Annotated in this window: 16 protein-coding genes and 1 pseudogene; 11 read left to right on the top strand and 6 right to left on the bottom strand. The window is 68.4% G+C overall.

The annotated features are described in order from the left end of the window. From SSOG_RS32475 to SSOG_RS32465, 3 genes are all read right to left on the bottom strand, one after another. A partial coding sequence (locus tag SSOG_RS32475; protein ID WP_039939226.1) for a serine protease occupies window positions 1-1,256 on the bottom strand: 1,256 nt, incomplete at its 3' end. Window positions 1,257-1,323: 67 nt separating this feature from the next. Further along, window positions 1,324-1,695 carry a universal stress protein gene (locus SSOG_RS32470; RefSeq protein ID WP_009718499.1) on the bottom strand — a complete coding sequence of 124 codons (372 nt, stop codon included), beginning with the start codon at window positions 1,693-1,695 and terminating at the stop codon, window positions 1,324-1,326. Between the two features lie 33 nt (window positions 1,696-1,728). Then, entirely contained in the window at window positions 1,729-3,147 is a 1,419-nt protein-coding gene (locus SSOG_RS32465) for a sugar porter family MFS transporter (RefSeq protein WP_050800039.1), read from the bottom strand. A gap of 358 nt (window positions 3,148-3,505) precedes the next feature. Here SSOG_RS32465 and SSOG_RS32460 point away from each other — a divergent pair, with 358 nt between their 5' ends. Continuing rightward, entirely contained in the window at window positions 3,506-4,489 is a 984-nt protein-coding gene (locus SSOG_RS32460) for a LacI family DNA-binding transcriptional regulator (RefSeq protein WP_009718497.1), read from the top strand. Between the two features lie 41 nt (window positions 4,490-4,530). Here SSOG_RS32460 and SSOG_RS32455 read toward each other — a convergent pair. After that, window positions 4,531-4,617 (bottom strand): annotated as a pseudogene (locus SSOG_RS32455) (glutamine synthetase); the annotation flags it as partial. A gap of 438 nt (window positions 4,618-5,055) precedes the next feature. Next, window positions 5,056-5,778, bottom strand: a complete 723-nt coding sequence (locus tag SSOG_RS52680; RefSeq protein ID WP_009718496.1) for a hypothetical protein — start codon at window positions 5,776-5,778, stop codon at window positions 5,056-5,058. A gap of 229 nt (window positions 5,779-6,007) precedes the next feature. Here SSOG_RS52680 and SSOG_RS32450 point away from each other — a divergent pair, with 229 nt between their 5' ends. The 3 genes from SSOG_RS32450 to SSOG_RS32440 all read left to right on the top strand — a co-directional run bounded on the left by SSOG_RS32450 (window position 6,008) and on the right by SSOG_RS32440 (window position 9,086). Continuing rightward, window positions 6,008-7,078 (top strand): HNH endonuclease, encoded by a 1,071-nt coding sequence (locus SSOG_RS32450; protein ID WP_009718495.1) that lies wholly within the window; start codon window positions 6,008-6,010, stop codon window positions 7,076-7,078. Window positions 7,079-7,290: 212 nt separating this feature from the next. After that, window positions 7,291-8,526, top strand: coding sequence for a helix-turn-helix domain-containing protein (locus SSOG_RS32445; protein ID WP_039939222.1), 1,236 nt, complete (start codon window positions 7,291-7,293; stop codon window positions 8,524-8,526). Then, entirely contained in the window at window positions 8,508-9,086 is a 579-nt protein-coding gene (locus SSOG_RS32440) for a flavoprotein (protein WP_009718493.1), read from the top strand. The genes SSOG_RS32445 and SSOG_RS32440 overlap by 19 nt, the downstream gene beginning before the upstream one ends. A 216-nt stretch (window positions 9,087-9,302) precedes the next feature. On the opposite strand, the gene SSOG_RS32435 is transcribed toward SSOG_RS32440, so the two are convergent. Next, a complete protein-coding gene (locus SSOG_RS32435; protein WP_009718492.1) occupies window positions 9,303-9,689 on the bottom strand; it encodes a GntR family transcriptional regulator in 387 nt (128 codons plus the stop codon). A gap of 738 nt (window positions 9,690-10,427) precedes the next feature. On the opposite strand from SSOG_RS32435, the gene SSOG_RS32430 reads away from it, so the two are divergent. The 7 genes from SSOG_RS32430 to traA all read left to right on the top strand — a co-directional run. Beyond that, window positions 10,428-10,691 carry a DUF6284 family protein gene (locus SSOG_RS32430; protein ID WP_009718491.1) on the top strand — a complete coding sequence of 88 codons (264 nt, stop codon included), beginning with the start codon at window positions 10,428-10,430 and terminating at the stop codon, window positions 10,689-10,691. Then, a complete protein-coding gene (locus tag SSOG_RS32425; protein ID WP_039939216.1) occupies window positions 10,691-10,978 on the top strand; it encodes a DUF6303 family protein in 288 nt (95 codons plus the stop codon). Before SSOG_RS32430 ends, SSOG_RS32425 begins: the two co-directional genes overlap by 1 nt. Beyond that, window positions 10,975-11,997: a hypothetical protein gene (locus SSOG_RS32420; RefSeq protein ID WP_009718489.1), complete on the top strand. Its 1,023-nt coding sequence runs from the start codon at window positions 10,975-10,977 to the stop codon at window positions 11,995-11,997. Before SSOG_RS32425 ends, SSOG_RS32420 begins: the two co-directional genes overlap by 4 nt. Then, entirely contained in the window at window positions 11,994-12,236 is a 243-nt protein-coding gene (locus SSOG_RS32415; RefSeq protein WP_009718488.1) for a hypothetical protein, read from the top strand. The genes SSOG_RS32420 and SSOG_RS32415 overlap by 4 nt, the downstream gene beginning before the upstream one ends. Continuing rightward, on the top strand, window positions 12,236-12,574 hold the full coding sequence (locus tag SSOG_RS32410; protein WP_009718487.1) for an RRQRL motif-containing zinc-binding protein: 339 nt from the start codon (window positions 12,236-12,238) through the stop codon (window positions 12,572-12,574). Before SSOG_RS32415 ends, SSOG_RS32410 begins: the two co-directional genes overlap by 1 nt. Window positions 12,575-12,601: 27 nt before the next feature. Then, complete coding sequence (locus tag SSOG_RS32405) at window positions 12,602-13,126, top strand: hypothetical protein (protein ID WP_009718486.1); 525 nt, start codon at window positions 12,602-12,604, stop codon at window positions 13,124-13,126. Then, on the top strand, window positions 13,126-13,678 hold a 553-nt coding region (gene traA / locus SSOG_RS32400), incomplete at its 3' end, for a plasmid transfer protein TraA (protein ID WP_063631607.1). The genes SSOG_RS32405 and traA, both read left to right, overlap by 1 nt.

The raw sequence follows: 13,678 nt of genomic DNA, 5'->3' as shown, positions 1-13,678 counted from the left end.
GAACCGGCACCCGATCCGGGGACGGCGCCCGCCGCACGCCCGGCCCCCGGCTCGGAACCGACACCCGACCGGGAACCAGCACCCGCCGCACGACCGCCGCACGACCCAGAACCGGCACCCGCCCCGGAACCCGCACCCGCCGCACGCCCCGCAGCCAGCCCACGAACCGCATCCGACCCGGGACCGGCAGCCACCCCAGAACCGCCACCCGACCCAGAACCGGCAGCCACCCCAGAACCGACACCCGCCCCGGAACCCGCACCCGCCGCCCGCCCCACCACCGCGGAACCCTGGAGCAGATCCGCCAGCTCCGCCGCCCTCCGCAGCCGTTCCACCTCACCGGCGTCCGGTTCCAGGAGCGGGATCACGGTGCGGGCGAGGGCGGCCGCCGGGTGTGCCCCGGGGACCGGGCGGAGCTCGGAGATCGTCGTCCCCGCCGCCCGTAACGCGGGCAGCAAACCGGCCCTGACCAGGGACGACTTACCGCATCCCGACGGGCCGACGACCACGGTCAGCATGGCGCGGCCGAGGGCGTCGCGCAGTCGGCGGGCCTCGTCCTCGCGCCCGTGGAAGAACTCCTCGTCCTCCTCCCGGAACTGCGACAGCCCCCGGAAGGGGCAGCGGGGGCGCAGCACCCGCTCGTCGACCAGCGACGCGGACGGGATGAGATAGGCGGTGGTCGAGGCGTCGCCCCGCTGGACGGCCACCGTCATGCCGACGACGCCGCCCTGTTCCTCGTCCCACACCGGGGACCCGCTGAATCCGGGCGATACGCGGCGGGCCGCGGACTCCGCTTCCATCTGGAGCCAGCCCGCGCTCTGCGGCCCGCGCAACGTCCCGGCCGCCCATACGCCCTGTTCGGCACCCCGAGGGTAGCCCAGTACGCGGAAGCCGTGGCCCCACACCTGGGTGCCGTCCACCAGAGGAACCGGACGGGCGCCGGGCACCGGGCGGTCCAGCCTCAGCAGCGCGACGTCGCCGCTGCCGTCCTCGGCCCACCGCCAGGTGACGACGGTGGCGCGGGCGACCGGTACGGCACCTTCCGCGTCCCGGAGGAGCGGGAAGTCCAACGCCACCGCGTCGGCCGGGGGTTCCTCGGGGACGTCGGACCGTTCGAGCGCCTGGGCGACGACGTGGGCGCAGGTGCACACCACGTCCGCGTCCACGAGGAATCCGGCACCGACCACGACCCCGGACACGGTACGGATCCGTACCAGCGCGGCCGTCAGGACATCCTGTTCGCGAACAGCCGTCACGGCATGCCCCCCGGCCCCGTCGTGTCACCCCTGCGTAACGGACCTCACGGTAGCCGAACCCGCCCACTCACGGGGACCGGTCGGCCGGGGGCTTGACCGCGACGACGGGGACGGGGCTCTGCAACAGCAGCCGCTGGCTGACGCTGCCCAGGAACGCCTTGCCCACCGGGGAGCGGCGGCGGATGCCGATGACGAGCCGGTCGATGCCGGGGCGGGCCTCGATTTCGTCCAGGACGGCGTCGACGGGGTCCCGGTCGCCGGGGCCGCTGCGTTCGACGAGGGTGATCGTGACGTCTTCCGGCAGACCGGAGTGGTCCAGCGCCGACAGGCGGAGGTTGACGAGCACGAGGTCGGTGCCCAGCAGCCGGGCTTCGGCGATGCCCGCGGCCAGCGCCTGGTCTCCTTCGCGGCCCTCGGCGACGGCAGTCATGACGGTCATGGTGGGTGAACCCTTCTTTCGCGAGGGGATGGATCAGGAGTAGCGCGCGCGGAAGTCGTCCTCCAGCTCCTCCAGCGAGCGGTCCTTGGTCTCGGGGACGCACTTCCCGATGAACGCGAGGGCCAGCACGCCGAAGGCGGCGAAGGCGAGGAAGGTGTTCGCGATGCCCATGGCCTTCACCACGGGCGGGAAGCCGAGGGCGACCAGGGCGTTCGCTATCCACAGGACGAAGATGCTGATGCCGATGGCCATGCTGCGGATCTTCAGCGGGAACATCTCGGAGAGGATGAGCCAGACCAGCGGCCCGATGGTGGCCTGCATGGAGAAGACGAAGAGCACGACGAACACGAGGATGAACCAGGCCTTCGCGCTGCCGTCGGGCATCAGCAGCGCGGAGAGGCCGACCAGCAGGTGGAACGTCGTGGTCAGGGCGAAGCCGCCGAGCAGCATGGTGCGCCGCTTGATCTTGTTGATGACCGACAGGCCCACGGTGATGCCGATGACGCTGAAGGCGCCGTTCAGGGTGTTCGCGATGATGGCCGAGTCCCCCGAGAACCCGGCGTCGCCGAGGAGCTGGGTGCCGTAGTACATCACGGAGTTGATGCCGGTGAACTGCTGACAGATGCCCAGCCCGGCCCCGATCAGGATGAGCAGCCGGACCCAGCGCACCCCCAGGTCCACCGCACCGGCGGTCTTGGCGGCGCGCTCCTCCTCGGCGAGCCGGTGGACCTCGGCCATCTCGGCCTGGGCCCGCTCGGCGGTGCGGACCTGGGACAGGACCGCGAGCGCCTCGTCGTCCCGGCCCTGGGCGACCAGCCAGCGCGGGCTCTCCGGCAGCCGCAGCATGCCGATGAACAGCCCGATCGCGGGCAGGACGGCGACCAGGAGCATGAGCCGCCAGATGCCGTCGCTCTCGCCCCAGATGTTGAAGATGAGCGCGTTGATGACGAACGCGGCGAACTGGCCGCTCACGATCATCACCTCGTTGCGGGTGACGATGCTGCCGCGGCGTTCGACCGGGGCGATCTCGGCCAGGTAGACCGGCACGGTCGCCGAGGCGCCGCCCACGGCGAGCCCGAGGACGAACCGGAACAGGGCGAGGATCTGCCAGTTCGGCGCCAGTACGCAGCCCACGGTGCCGAGCATGAACACCAGGGCCAGCACGATGATGTTGTGGCGGCGGCCGTACCGGTCGGACAGGGCTCCGCCGATCATGGCACCGAAGGCGGCACCGAAGACCAGGATGCTGACGACCACTCCCTCGGTGAACGCGGTCAGACCGAGATCGGCGGTGAGCGGTTCGAGAGCACCGTTGATCACGCCGGTGTCGTAACCGAACAGTAGGCCGCCGAAGGTCACGATGACGGAGACCAGGCCCAGGCGTCGCGAGTGGGGTCCCGGTGCGTCCGGAGGCAATGCGTGGGAGGCGGGGCTTGGGCTGGTCCTGGTCATGCCTATGGCTCCTCTTCGAGCGTTCCTGATGAAGGTTCAGCCCCGGTCCGGCGAGGGGCGGGCGGTGCGCGTCGACGGGGGTACGCCGGTTCAGCGCGCTCAGGCGACCGTGTGGTGTGTCGCGGCGCCGGGTTGGGGGCGGGCATGGTTCAGCCGCGGTGACAGTGCCCCAGCGTCGTGTGTGACGCACAGCCGGGCACTTGTTCGTACTACTAATACGTACTAGTTCTCCGGTACTATGAGCCGCGGTGTTATGCATGTCAATACCTGAACGCGGGAGGCACGCATGCGGGATCCAGGGATCACCGACCAGACGGGCGTGCCTGGATCACCTCCGATACGCCCGAAACGCCCCACGATGTCCGACGTCGCGGCGCGCGTCGGAGTCTCACAGGCCCTCGTATCCCTGGTGTTCCGCAACCAGCCCGGCGCGAGTTCCCTGACCCGCCAGCGCGTGTTCCAGGCGGCCGAGGAGCTGGGCTACCGCCCCGACACCGCCGCCCAGTTGCTGCGCCGCACGCGCAGCCGCCAGCTGGGCGTGCTGTTCACCATGCGCCACCCGCACGACGTGGGCGTCGTCGAGGCCCTCTACCCCGCCGCCGAGAAGCACGGCTACCACCTCGCGCTCAGCGCCATGGTCGCCGACCGCGACGAGCGTCAGGCCGTGGAGCAGCTGCTCGGGCTGCGCAGCGAGGCCATCATCATCATCGGCGCCGAGTCCAGCCCGCAGAACCTGGTCACGGTCGCGGGCCCCACGCCCCTCATCGAGATCAACCCGTGCACGAGGGCGGCCGGTGTGGACGTCGTCCGGACCGCCAACAGCAAGGGGATACGCCAGGCCGTCGACCACCTCACCGGGCTCGGCCACCGCGCCATCACCCACATCGACGGCGGCACGATGCCCGCCGCCGACGAGCGGCGGCGCGGATACCGCACCGCGATGCGGCGCCACGGGCTCGCCGAGCACATCCAAATCCTCCCCGGCGACTACACCGAGGAGTCCGGTGCCCGCGCGGCCCGGGAACTCCTCCAGCAGGGCGAGCTGCCCACCGCGATCATCGCGGGCAACGACCGCTGCGCCCACGGCGTCCTGAACACGTTCCTGCGCGCCGGTCTGACCGTGCCGACGGACGTGTCCATCGTCGGCTACGACGACAGCCAGCTCGCCCAGCTGTCCTTCATCGACCTCACGTCCGTACGCCAGGACGTCACCGAGGTGGCCCGCCTCGCCGTCCAAGCGGCCGTAGAACGTCTCGACGAGGGACGCACCGTCGACCGGGACATCGTCCTCGACCCCACCCTCGTCGTCCGCGGAAGCACCGGCCCGCCCCGAGCCCGATAAGCGGGCCGGGGCAGGGCCGGGTCAGGGCCGGAATCGGCGGACTACAGCACCGGCAGGCTCTTGCGCAGCTCGAAGGGGGTGACCTCGGAGCGGTACTCCTCCCACTCCTGCTTCTTGTTGCGCAGGAAGTCATGCGGCGGTTTGGCCACCTGGGGAGACCTTTCCGGAGCTGCTTCTTAGCCGTGGCAGCGTGGTCGCCGCTGGTCGTTGTTGGCCGTCCTTGGGCACCCTCGGACGGCCCACCGACGGCCCCAATCGCCGCCAGTTCCAGCGAGACCTACTCGTCGTAGCTCGTCGCCAGCGCCAAGCGCTCTCGCAGGACAACTAGGCTCAAAGAACAAGGAGTTCGGCGAGATTTCCCAGGTGACAGAAACTCGGAAAGCCACTGTTCAGCACACATGCCAACGGCGTCGGCAACCGTCTGCTTCGGGGACAGAGTGCCGTACCATGCCGTTTCGCCTGCCAGAGCCCCGTCGACACCCGCCTCCATGATCGGGCGCGGTTTCAGGTTCTTCTCCGATCATCCTGGTCCGCCCGGGGTCCTCAACACTCCGGCGCCGCTAAACTTATGCCATAGAGAGTTTTTCTTCCCAAATCTGAACGATATCTTCCGCAACCTTGTACCCAGATTCCTGCGGCGTTCCGGGCGCGGTTGTGTCAATTACCATTAGAGGATAAGTGTTCAAAGAGTCTCTTAGTTCACGATATTCCCGCAAGAGTTCACTCAAGGTCTCCCGATTCATGGTACGACCTTCCAATGTGGTCAAAGTCGCAGCCGTCTCTCGCTCCAAGGAAACCTCAGGTTCACAGGTGAACAAGTACAACTTGGAGATAAAACCCGCCCACATTGGATGAAGCGCAAAATCCCGTATAACCTTCGCCTCATTTTCACCCATGACATCCTTCTTGCGTTGAAGCTCATTCCAGGCAACAGAATCGAAGCAGCCGCGGTCAAGTATGATGAGGTCCGACCGACTATCGTCATAATAGGCGCTCAAAAGTTGAGAAATCGCATAGTTGACGGTCCAAACATTGAACGCTGCTCGATCCTTGCGCAGTTGCTCAGGAGTTCGCTTACTGGCCCCCTCGGTGGGGGCAAAGACGCGGAACCCCATCCGTTTAAAGAAGTGCACAATCGTGTCAATGGTCGAGGACTTTCCCGACTTTGGACTTCCAGCGAACTCGACTGCAATCGGCCTCTGGGTTTCTGACCTCGCCAGCCGGTTACAGATGCGCTGAGCGCGGTGCTCCAGCGACTTGAGTTGATCCTGGGTAATCTCCTGCCCCATAATTCGCCCTCCTCTGCCCCCTACGCCCTACCCCTATCAGTGTCCTCCGTCTGTGGTAACTCGCAACACGAGGCAAAATGGGCACTCCATCGTCTGCCCGCCGTTTCATTTGATGAGGCGCGGCAGTCGATGAGCCTGGGCACCCTCGGGCGGCCCGCCGACGACCCCAGGGGGCGCGGTCAACTCGCATCAAGCGTCGCTGTCAGACCTTCCCCATACACTTCAGTCCATGATTAAGGGAGCGATCTCGCGAGACGACATCCTAAGAACCTTAGAGGAGTACGACGATCTGGGACGAGACACGTTTCTCGACTTGTACGGCTTCAGAGAGGCCAGCGCGTACCTGATCGTGCACAACGGCAAGGAGTACAACTCGAAAGCCATCGCCGGGGTGGCCCACAAGCACCAATACGGCGCCCCGCTCACGTGGAAGCAGTTCAGCGGTGGTGTAGGGCATGCCGTCGACTGGTTGAAGCGTGAGGGCTTCACTATCAGGGCTTCGCGGAATCCTAAGTGGTCGCGCGATGAGTTGATCTTGGCCTGTGATGTGGTCGCCCGGAACGACTGGGAGGGTCTGTCAGCAGAAGACTCCCGCATCGCGGAGCTTTCCGATCTTCTGCAACTGCTGGGCGCCTATCCGGAAGAGGAGCGTGCCAGCACGTACCGCAACCACAATGGAGCTGCACGCAAGACCTTCGACATTGCCACACACCACCCGGACTACCAGAAGAAGCGCACCAATGGGGGTCGGCTGGACCGGGAGGTCCTCCAGGATTTTCTGGATCGACCAGCAGAGATGGCCCAGGCGGCCCAGCTCCTGCGCGAGGGCTTGAGACACGGGACGCTACAGCCCGCACCACCCGAGGACAGTGACGACGCTGAGGACGAGGTCAGCGCGCCGGAAGGCCGAGTGCTCTACCGCCGCCACCGCACACGGGAGCGCAACAAGGGACTCCGCACGAAGAAGATCGCCGCGGTGCTGAAGAGTGGTCGGACTCTGGCCTGCGAAGCGTGCGGATTCGATTTCGGCGCGGTCTACGGTGAACGCGGCGAGGGCTACATCGAGTGCCACCACGTGGTCCCGCTACATGAAGCAGGCGAGGGAAAGACGAAGCTCTCTGATCTCGCCCTGATCTGTTCGAACTGTCACCGAATGATCCATCGCAGCGCACCTTGGCCCACACCTACCGAACTCCGCGCACTGGTCCAAAGGCATGCGGAAGCCCAGGGGAACACACTGCCGACCCCCCGTGCCGCGAGAGAGTCCACCCCCGCGTTGCAGTCCCGGAATGGCTTCTGAGCGGGGGCAATGCAGTGGTTGTTGGTCGACCTCGGGCACCCTCTGACGGCCCCGAGTGTCTCCAAAATCGGCCCCGGAGACCCGGACGAACTGTCCGGGTCTCCGCCTGTCGGACCGCTCATGCTGAGCCCACATCGAGAGAGCGCCCTGTCCGATCCCGTGGGCGGATCGGTACCGTGAGGGAAGCCTTAGACGCCAGGAGGCAGCACGTAATGCGTGGTCTTGGAGATCACCTCAGCATCGGGGAACGGATCGCCTTCTATCGCAACCGCCGCGGCTACACCCAGGAGGTTTTGGCCGGGCTGGTGGGCCACAGCACCGATTGGCTCGCCAAGGTGGAGCGGGGGCGCCGGAAGCCGCCCCGCATCGACAAGCTGGGCGAACTCGCGCGTGTCCTGCGGGTGCCGCTCGGGGACCTGATCGGACAGCCTGCCCTGCTGGAAGACGAGAAGCAGCAGGACGACGTACCGGCCGTCCGTGACGCGCTCATGAGCCCGCGGCGCCTCTCCCGGCTGTTGTTCGGGCCGGAAGCCGATGCACAGCTTCCGGTCCCCGGCCCCGTCGTACCAGTGGTCGAGCAACGGTGGAACGACTACCAGACCGGCCATCTCGGCAAGGTGGTGGCCGCGCTCCCTGGTCTCCTCCAGACCGCCCAGGAGCTAGAGGACCGGGGAACGCGCTCACAGGAGGAGCGGCGCGACTGCTGGGCGGTCTCAGCCCGTGCCCACCATCTCGCCGCGACCACGCTGGCGAAGATCGGCGAATCCGATATCTCGTGGCTCGCTGCGGAGCGAGCCATGCGAGCGGCTGACGAGTCCGGCGATCCGCTGGTTCTGGCGTCGGCCGCCCGCTCGGGTACGCATGCGCTGCTTGCCAATGGCCGGTACGACGACGCCATGGAACTGGGGGAGACTACTGCGGCTTGGCTCGCCTCCCGCATAGAAGAAGACGACCCGGCGGCGCTGAGCTTGCTGGGGATGATCCACCTGCGGGCAGCCATCGCCGCGGCCCGTCACCAGGACCGCGCCACGGCGACGAACCTGCTCGGCCGGGCAGAGACACTGGCGAACCGACTCGGCTCGGACGAGAACTACTGGCAGACGAGTTTCGGGCCGACGAATGTCCTGCTGCACAAGCTGTCGGCGGAACTCGACCTTGAGAACGTCTCGTACGTGGTGGAGCACGGAGACATCGACGTGGACCACATGCCGCCGGAACGTGGCGTGTCCCACCGCATCGACTTCGCCCGTGCACTCACGCTGGCGGGCAAGGGCGACGACGCGTTCAACGAGCTACGGACCGCCGAGGGCACATCGCCGCAGCTCGTGCGCAACAATCCTCGTGTGCGAGAGACGCTGCGAGACCTGATCAAACAGGCCCCGGTCACCGGGGGCGCTCGCTCGTCCGAGCTGTTCGCGATGGCCCAGCGATGCAAGGCGGTGCAGTGAGTACGAAGGCGCGCGGAGTCCTCGGGGTCGTAGCCTCAGGTGCCGGTGGGGTGGAGTCGCTGCGTACGGGGCTGGTCGAGCCCGCGCTCGCGCGTGGCTGGCAGGTGGCCGTGACACTGACCCCGACCGCGGGTGAGTGGCTGCGGGGCACCGGGGAAGTGGAGCGGCTGGAGAAAGTGACCGGGCTGCCCGTGCGGGATGCTCCTCGGCTGCCGGGCGAGGCACGGCCGCATCCCCAAGTGGACTGTTACGTGGTGGCCCCGGCGAGCGCGAACACCGTCGCCAAACTGGCGACCGGCGTCGCGGACAATCAGGCACTCACGCAGGTCTGCGAGGCGATCGGCACCATCGGCCTACCGGTCGTCGTCTTCCCTCGCGTCAACGCGGCGCACGCGCGACATCCGGCGTGGCAGGGGCATCTCGCTGCCCTCCGGGAGGCTGGCGTGCGGCTGGTGTACGGGCCGGATGTCTGGCCGCTGTACGAGCCACGTGAGGCACCTTCCGGGCGTGAGCTGCCCTGGTCCGCAGTTCTCGACGCGGTTGAAGGAACAGCCACTTGAGGCCCCGTCAACCCCTCTGACCAGCGGTGAAAGAGGACCCGGACAGTCTGTCCGGGTCCTCTTGTGTTGGCGCCCGCATGCTCATTGGCATGTCAGGAAGCAATGAGCGCCGCACCGCTGAACTGGGGATGACTCCCGCTGAGTTCGCCTTGATCAAAGCGAGCTTGCGTCAGGCCCGCGCCAAGGGCGAAAGCCTGCTGAGCCGCGCCGACAGGCTCACTGAACGGGCGGCTTCTCATTGCCTTCGACAAGGCGTTCCAGGCGATCAAGCCGGTCACCGAGTTGCCGGAGCGTGTCATGAATCGTGCTGAGTTCCGAAGCCAGCGCGGTGAAGGCCGGGCTACTGCCCACTTCGGTGCCGAGGGGCACAGCAGGGTCGCGGACGAACGTCCCGCGCCCCTGCTGGGTGATGACAAGACCCTCGGTCCGAAGCTGGCCGTAAGCGCTCTGAACGGTCATGAGCTGGACACCGAGCCGCTTCGCGAGCGCGCGAGCAGCGGGCAGCCGGTCATTCGGGCCGTACACCTCGTTCGCGATGTCCTCACGGAACTTCGCGGCGATCTCCTTGGCCGTCGGCTTGGGCGCGTCAGGGCTTAGGTCCATGTCACGAGCGTAGCTGGCCTAGGTCAATCCGAGTTCGGTGCATCGGCTTGACAGTCAAATTGACCTAGGTCAATCTGTAATCACTTCGCCACGGCCCAGGAAACGGGGCCGGAAGCGTCTGTTCGACCTGCTCAACCGCGCCCGGAAGCCCCTCACAAGGGGGTGAAAGGAAGCGCCCGTTCCTTGAGAACTGAACAGTGAATCGAGATGGGGTGAGAGCCCCCATCCCCGAGGACGACCGGGTTACGTCGTCGGCGGCATCACCACGCGTCGGCTCTGGAGAACACCCCTTCGGGTGCCACCCGGCCGTGCCGCCCTGCTGGCGTCAGAGCAGCGACGATGACGCACCGGATCTCAGGGCCCGGGACTGGAACGCCGTCGGTAACGGCCGCCCAGCGAAGCCCCTTTCCGCCTCATAGGAGGTTGTCGTGAACCGTCGACATACCCGGGCGCCGACCGTGCTGGACCGGCACGGCGGCAACGCCCACCGCGTCACCGCATGAGCCGCCGCGGGCGACTCCGGACCTGTTCTGTCCGGGGTCGCCCGGCGTTCTCCCCACTTCCGCGGCCGTTGTGTTGCGGCGGTTGCCTCCTCCGTCCGTCCGGGCCGCCGTCTGCGGCGCTGTACGGGCGGGGTCGCAGGGAGCCGGATCGACCGACTTCAACGGCGTGCGGCCCCGGTGCGGGAACACCGGGGCCGCTGTTCGGGCCGTTCCACCTTGGAAGGAACCACGACCCATGAAGCACATCGGTGCACTTCAGATGGTTGTTACCGCCGACCTGTCCGACCGTGAGCCGACGGCCGCGGAGCTGGACGCGATCGAGGCCGAGATGCCGCTCATCGAGGCAGAGCGGGAGCTGCTGGATGCCCAGATCGCCACCCTGGATCGCACACCGTCCGAGCTGGACGCCCGGCGGCTGCGACGGGCCCGCCGCCGGGTGCTCGCCGCGCGGCGCACGCTGGCGAACCGGGATGAGGCGATCGCGCCGGAGGTGGCCTGATGGCGCAGGAGTTCACGGCGCAGATGTCCACCAGCGCTCACGGGTGGCGCCTGTACGTGGTGTTGCTGAACACCTTCGAGGTCTGGCCTGAGCACGACTTCGGCCGTGCCGCTCCGGTGCCGACGTTCACCGAACGCGCGGCGGCGCTCACGGCGCTGGGCTATGAGCTGGTGCCGGGCGCTGAGTGGGAGTGGTGCGAGACCCCCGACATCCCCGACGATCTTTCCTCCCCGGTGTGCCTGATCGCGACGGCCCGGGTGCGTTCACGGACGGGGGTGGGCCGGTGAACGCCGTTCAGATCCGTTCAGCCGAGCGCGCTCTGTCGGTCGGCACCTGGCTGATCGTCGCGGGCGCCATGCTCTACTCAGTCCTCACCGTCACCCCGCTCGCCGCGGATCACACCCCGGACAAGTGGGCTTGGACCGCGCCGATTCTGCCGCTGGTGGTAGATGCCGCGGTGGTGATCGTGGTCCGCCTGGATGCGGTACTGGCCCGGTTGGGCGGGCATGGCGGCCGGTGGCCCGTCGCACTGCGGTGGATGACCGGCTGCATGACCCTGGCCCTGAACATCGCCGACTCCGCGCTGAAAAAGGACCTGGTGGGCGTGTCCGTGCACTCGGTCGCGCCCCTGCTGCTGATCGTCACCGCGGAAACCGGGCTCGCCTACCGGCGTGCCATCACCGCCGCCGTGACCGCCCTGGAGGCAGAGCAGCGCGCCGAGCGGGAAGCCCGCGAGAAGGCAGCCGACGACCGTCGAGAGGCGGCCGAACGGCAGGCCCGTGAGGAGCGCGAGCACGCCGCGATGCTGGCGCGTGAACAGCGTGAACACGAAGCCAGCCTCGCCCGTGAGCAAGCCGAGCGGGAGGAGCGGGCCCGCCGCGAGGAACGGGAGCAGGCCGAAGCCCGCGAACGTGCCGAGCGCGAGGACCGTGAGCACCGTGAACACGAGCGTGAACAGCGCGAGCGGGAGCGTGAACGCCTTGAACGCGAGGCTGCCCAACGCCGCGAGGACGAACGCCGCGAGCGGGAAGCCACCGCACGGCGTGAACAGCGGGAGCGGCAGGAGCGGGCCGAGCGTGAACGCGCCGCGCTGCTGGCCGCCGGGCCCGCGACGGAGAAGTTCCCCGAGGACCGGGCCCGCGCGACCGTTCAGGCCGCGTTCGAAGCGGGGCTCGTCGTGCGGGCCGCTGCGGAGTTGTGCGGCTGGTCGGTCGGCTGGGTCTCCACCCGCTACCAGGAACTGCGCGACCCCGGACACCCCAGCGCCCCTGCTGCGGGTCGGGTTCTGGAAGGAGCCCGCTCGTGAAGCTCTCCCCGCACACCGCCCCGGCAGAGTCCACTGACCTGCTGATCCGCATGCACAACCAGGTCGGCGCCGCAGTCGATGTCACGGGCACCACCTACGGCAAATCCTGCCGCTGGTACTGCCACGGCTGCGGAGACCACACCGGCCGTCCGCAGGCCGACATCCTGCCCTTCACCAGGGACAAGGCCAACGCGCACGCCAGCATGTGCCGGGCCGCCTACCACCGCCTAGCCACGTGATGGGCACGCTGCCGGTCTACCCATGGCGTCTGGCGCCGGACGGGCTAGCCACGCGCCGTCAGCTCCGTGCGATGGACCTGCGCCCCGGCGGACAGGACGTCGTCGCGGAGTTGCAGCGGCCCCGCCGCAAGCGCGGGCCTCTGGTGGCGTACCTCTACCGCGTCGACCACGCGAAGCCCGTCCGGCCGATGACACCTGCGCGGTGGACGGCACTGGCCAAGGCGAACACCGCCCGCCGCACCTGCCCCGCCTGCCGACGCGATGCCGGATACGTCATCCCTCCGTCGCTCGGCATGTGCACCGCCTGCGCCTTTCCCGAGGAACAGCGCGCCGCCTGACCACTTCACCTGTTGAGGGAGATCGCTGTGTCCAGCCGTTCCCGTGCCCGCGCCGCGAAGGCGGCGGCGGGCGTCACGACCGTTCGCATACCGAGCCAGCGCGGACGCCGCTCGCATGACCCGTTCGTGGTCGTCGTTCCCGAACGCCCGACCCTGACCCGCATGGCCCTCGACGCCACGGTGCTGTGGCTGTGGGACCACCGCCGCGCGCTGGTCCCGCTCGCCCTCGGGCTGCTGGCCTTCCCCGCCACGGCGCTGCTGCACGTGCTGGCCTGGTGGTCCGCTCTGCTGCTCGCCCCCGCCGCCGCAGGCCCGCTCGTGTGGCTGGCGGTCGTGCAGCGCCGCCGACCGGCCGCCGACAAGGCGGTCTGGGGCTGGCGCATCACGCTGGCCGCGCTCGGCACCTCTGGGCTGGCCTGGGCCGCTTCGGCTGCGGGGTTCGGGCCGCTGGCCGGGCCGCTGGAGCTGTGGTGGCTGCTGAACCTGATCGCCGCCCAGACCGCATGGCTCATCGTCCGCCGCACCTCCAACGTCCCTGAGGAGACTGCCTGATGGCTCAGCACGCCAACGGCCCGCGTCCCCGGCCCGCAAGCGGCCGTACCGACAACGGCAAGTCGAACAAGTTCGCCAACGCCGGAGCCGCCGCAGGCGGTTTCGTCGGCGCGATGGGCGGTTCGTTCGTCCCGCCCATCAACGTCACCGTCAACCGCACCAACAACAAGAACGGGCGGCGCACTGCCCGTGCGAACCAGCCCCGGTCGCACGCCGAATCCGTGCTGGCCGCCCCGGAGTTCACCTCCCCCGCCGAGCTGCGGAACTACTGCAACACCCTGCGCGCGGCGGCGGTGACCATGTCGATTGAGGTGGCCATGGGCGCCGAAATCCTCAAGGGCGTCCTGGCCGCCGTGCCGGACCCGGAGGGCCGCCCGTTCGGCTCCCGCATCCGCGCGCAGAAGGTTGCCCGGAAGCTCCAGAAGTCCGCCGACAACCTGCGGGACGCGGCCAAGGAAGCCGCGGCCGCCTACTCCACCTTCCAGCAGCAGTACGAGGAAGAGATCAACCGCGTCCGTCACCGTGCCCGCCGCCCCCAGCAGCAGCGGCGCA

The sequence above is a fragment of the Streptomyces himastatinicus ATCC 53653 genome (assembly GCF_000158915.1).
Classification (GTDB): Bacteria; Actinomycetota; Actinomycetes; order Streptomycetales; family Streptomycetaceae; genus Streptomyces; species Streptomyces himastatinicus.
Note: the sequence above shows the minus strand (reverse complement) of the source record. Positions and strands in the feature narration are given on the sequence as shown.

Bases quoted from the DNA above. Each gene is read 5' to 3' on its own strand.
- SSOG_RS32470 (WP_009718499.1), bottom strand. From the start codon at position 1,695: ATGACCGTCATGACTGCCGTCGCCGAGGGCCGCGAAGGAGACCAGGCG.
- SSOG_RS32465 (WP_050800039.1), bottom strand. From the start codon at position 3,147: ATGACCAGGACCAGCCCAAGCCCCGCCTCCCACGCATTGCCTCCGGAC.
- SSOG_RS32460 (WP_009718497.1), top strand. From the start codon at position 3,506: ATGTCCGACGTCGCGGCGCGCGTCGGAGTCTCACAGGCCCTCGTATCC.
- SSOG_RS52680 (WP_009718496.1), bottom strand. From the start codon at position 5,778: ATGGGGCAGGAGATTACCCAGGATCAACTCAAGTCGCTGGAGCACCGC.
- SSOG_RS32450 (WP_009718495.1), top strand. From the start codon at position 6,008: ATGATTAAGGGAGCGATCTCGCGAGACGACATCCTAAGAACCTTAGAG.
- SSOG_RS32445 (WP_039939222.1), top strand. From the start codon at position 7,291: ATGCGTGGTCTTGGAGATCACCTCAGCATCGGGGAACGGATCGCCTTC.
- SSOG_RS32440 (WP_009718493.1), top strand. From the start codon at position 8,508: ATGCAAGGCGGTGCAGTGAGTACGAAGGCGCGCGGAGTCCTCGGGGTC.
- SSOG_RS32435 (WP_009718492.1), bottom strand. From the start codon at position 9,689: ATGGACCTAAGCCCTGACGCGCCCAAGCCGACGGCCAAGGAGATCGCC.
- SSOG_RS32430 (WP_009718491.1), top strand. From the start codon at position 10,428: ATGAAGCACATCGGTGCACTTCAGATGGTTGTTACCGCCGACCTGTCC.
- SSOG_RS32425 (WP_039939216.1), top strand. From the start codon at position 10,691: ATGGCGCAGGAGTTCACGGCGCAGATGTCCACCAGCGCTCACGGGTGG.
- SSOG_RS32410 (WP_009718487.1), top strand. From the start codon at position 12,236: ATGGGCACGCTGCCGGTCTACCCATGGCGTCTGGCGCCGGACGGGCTA.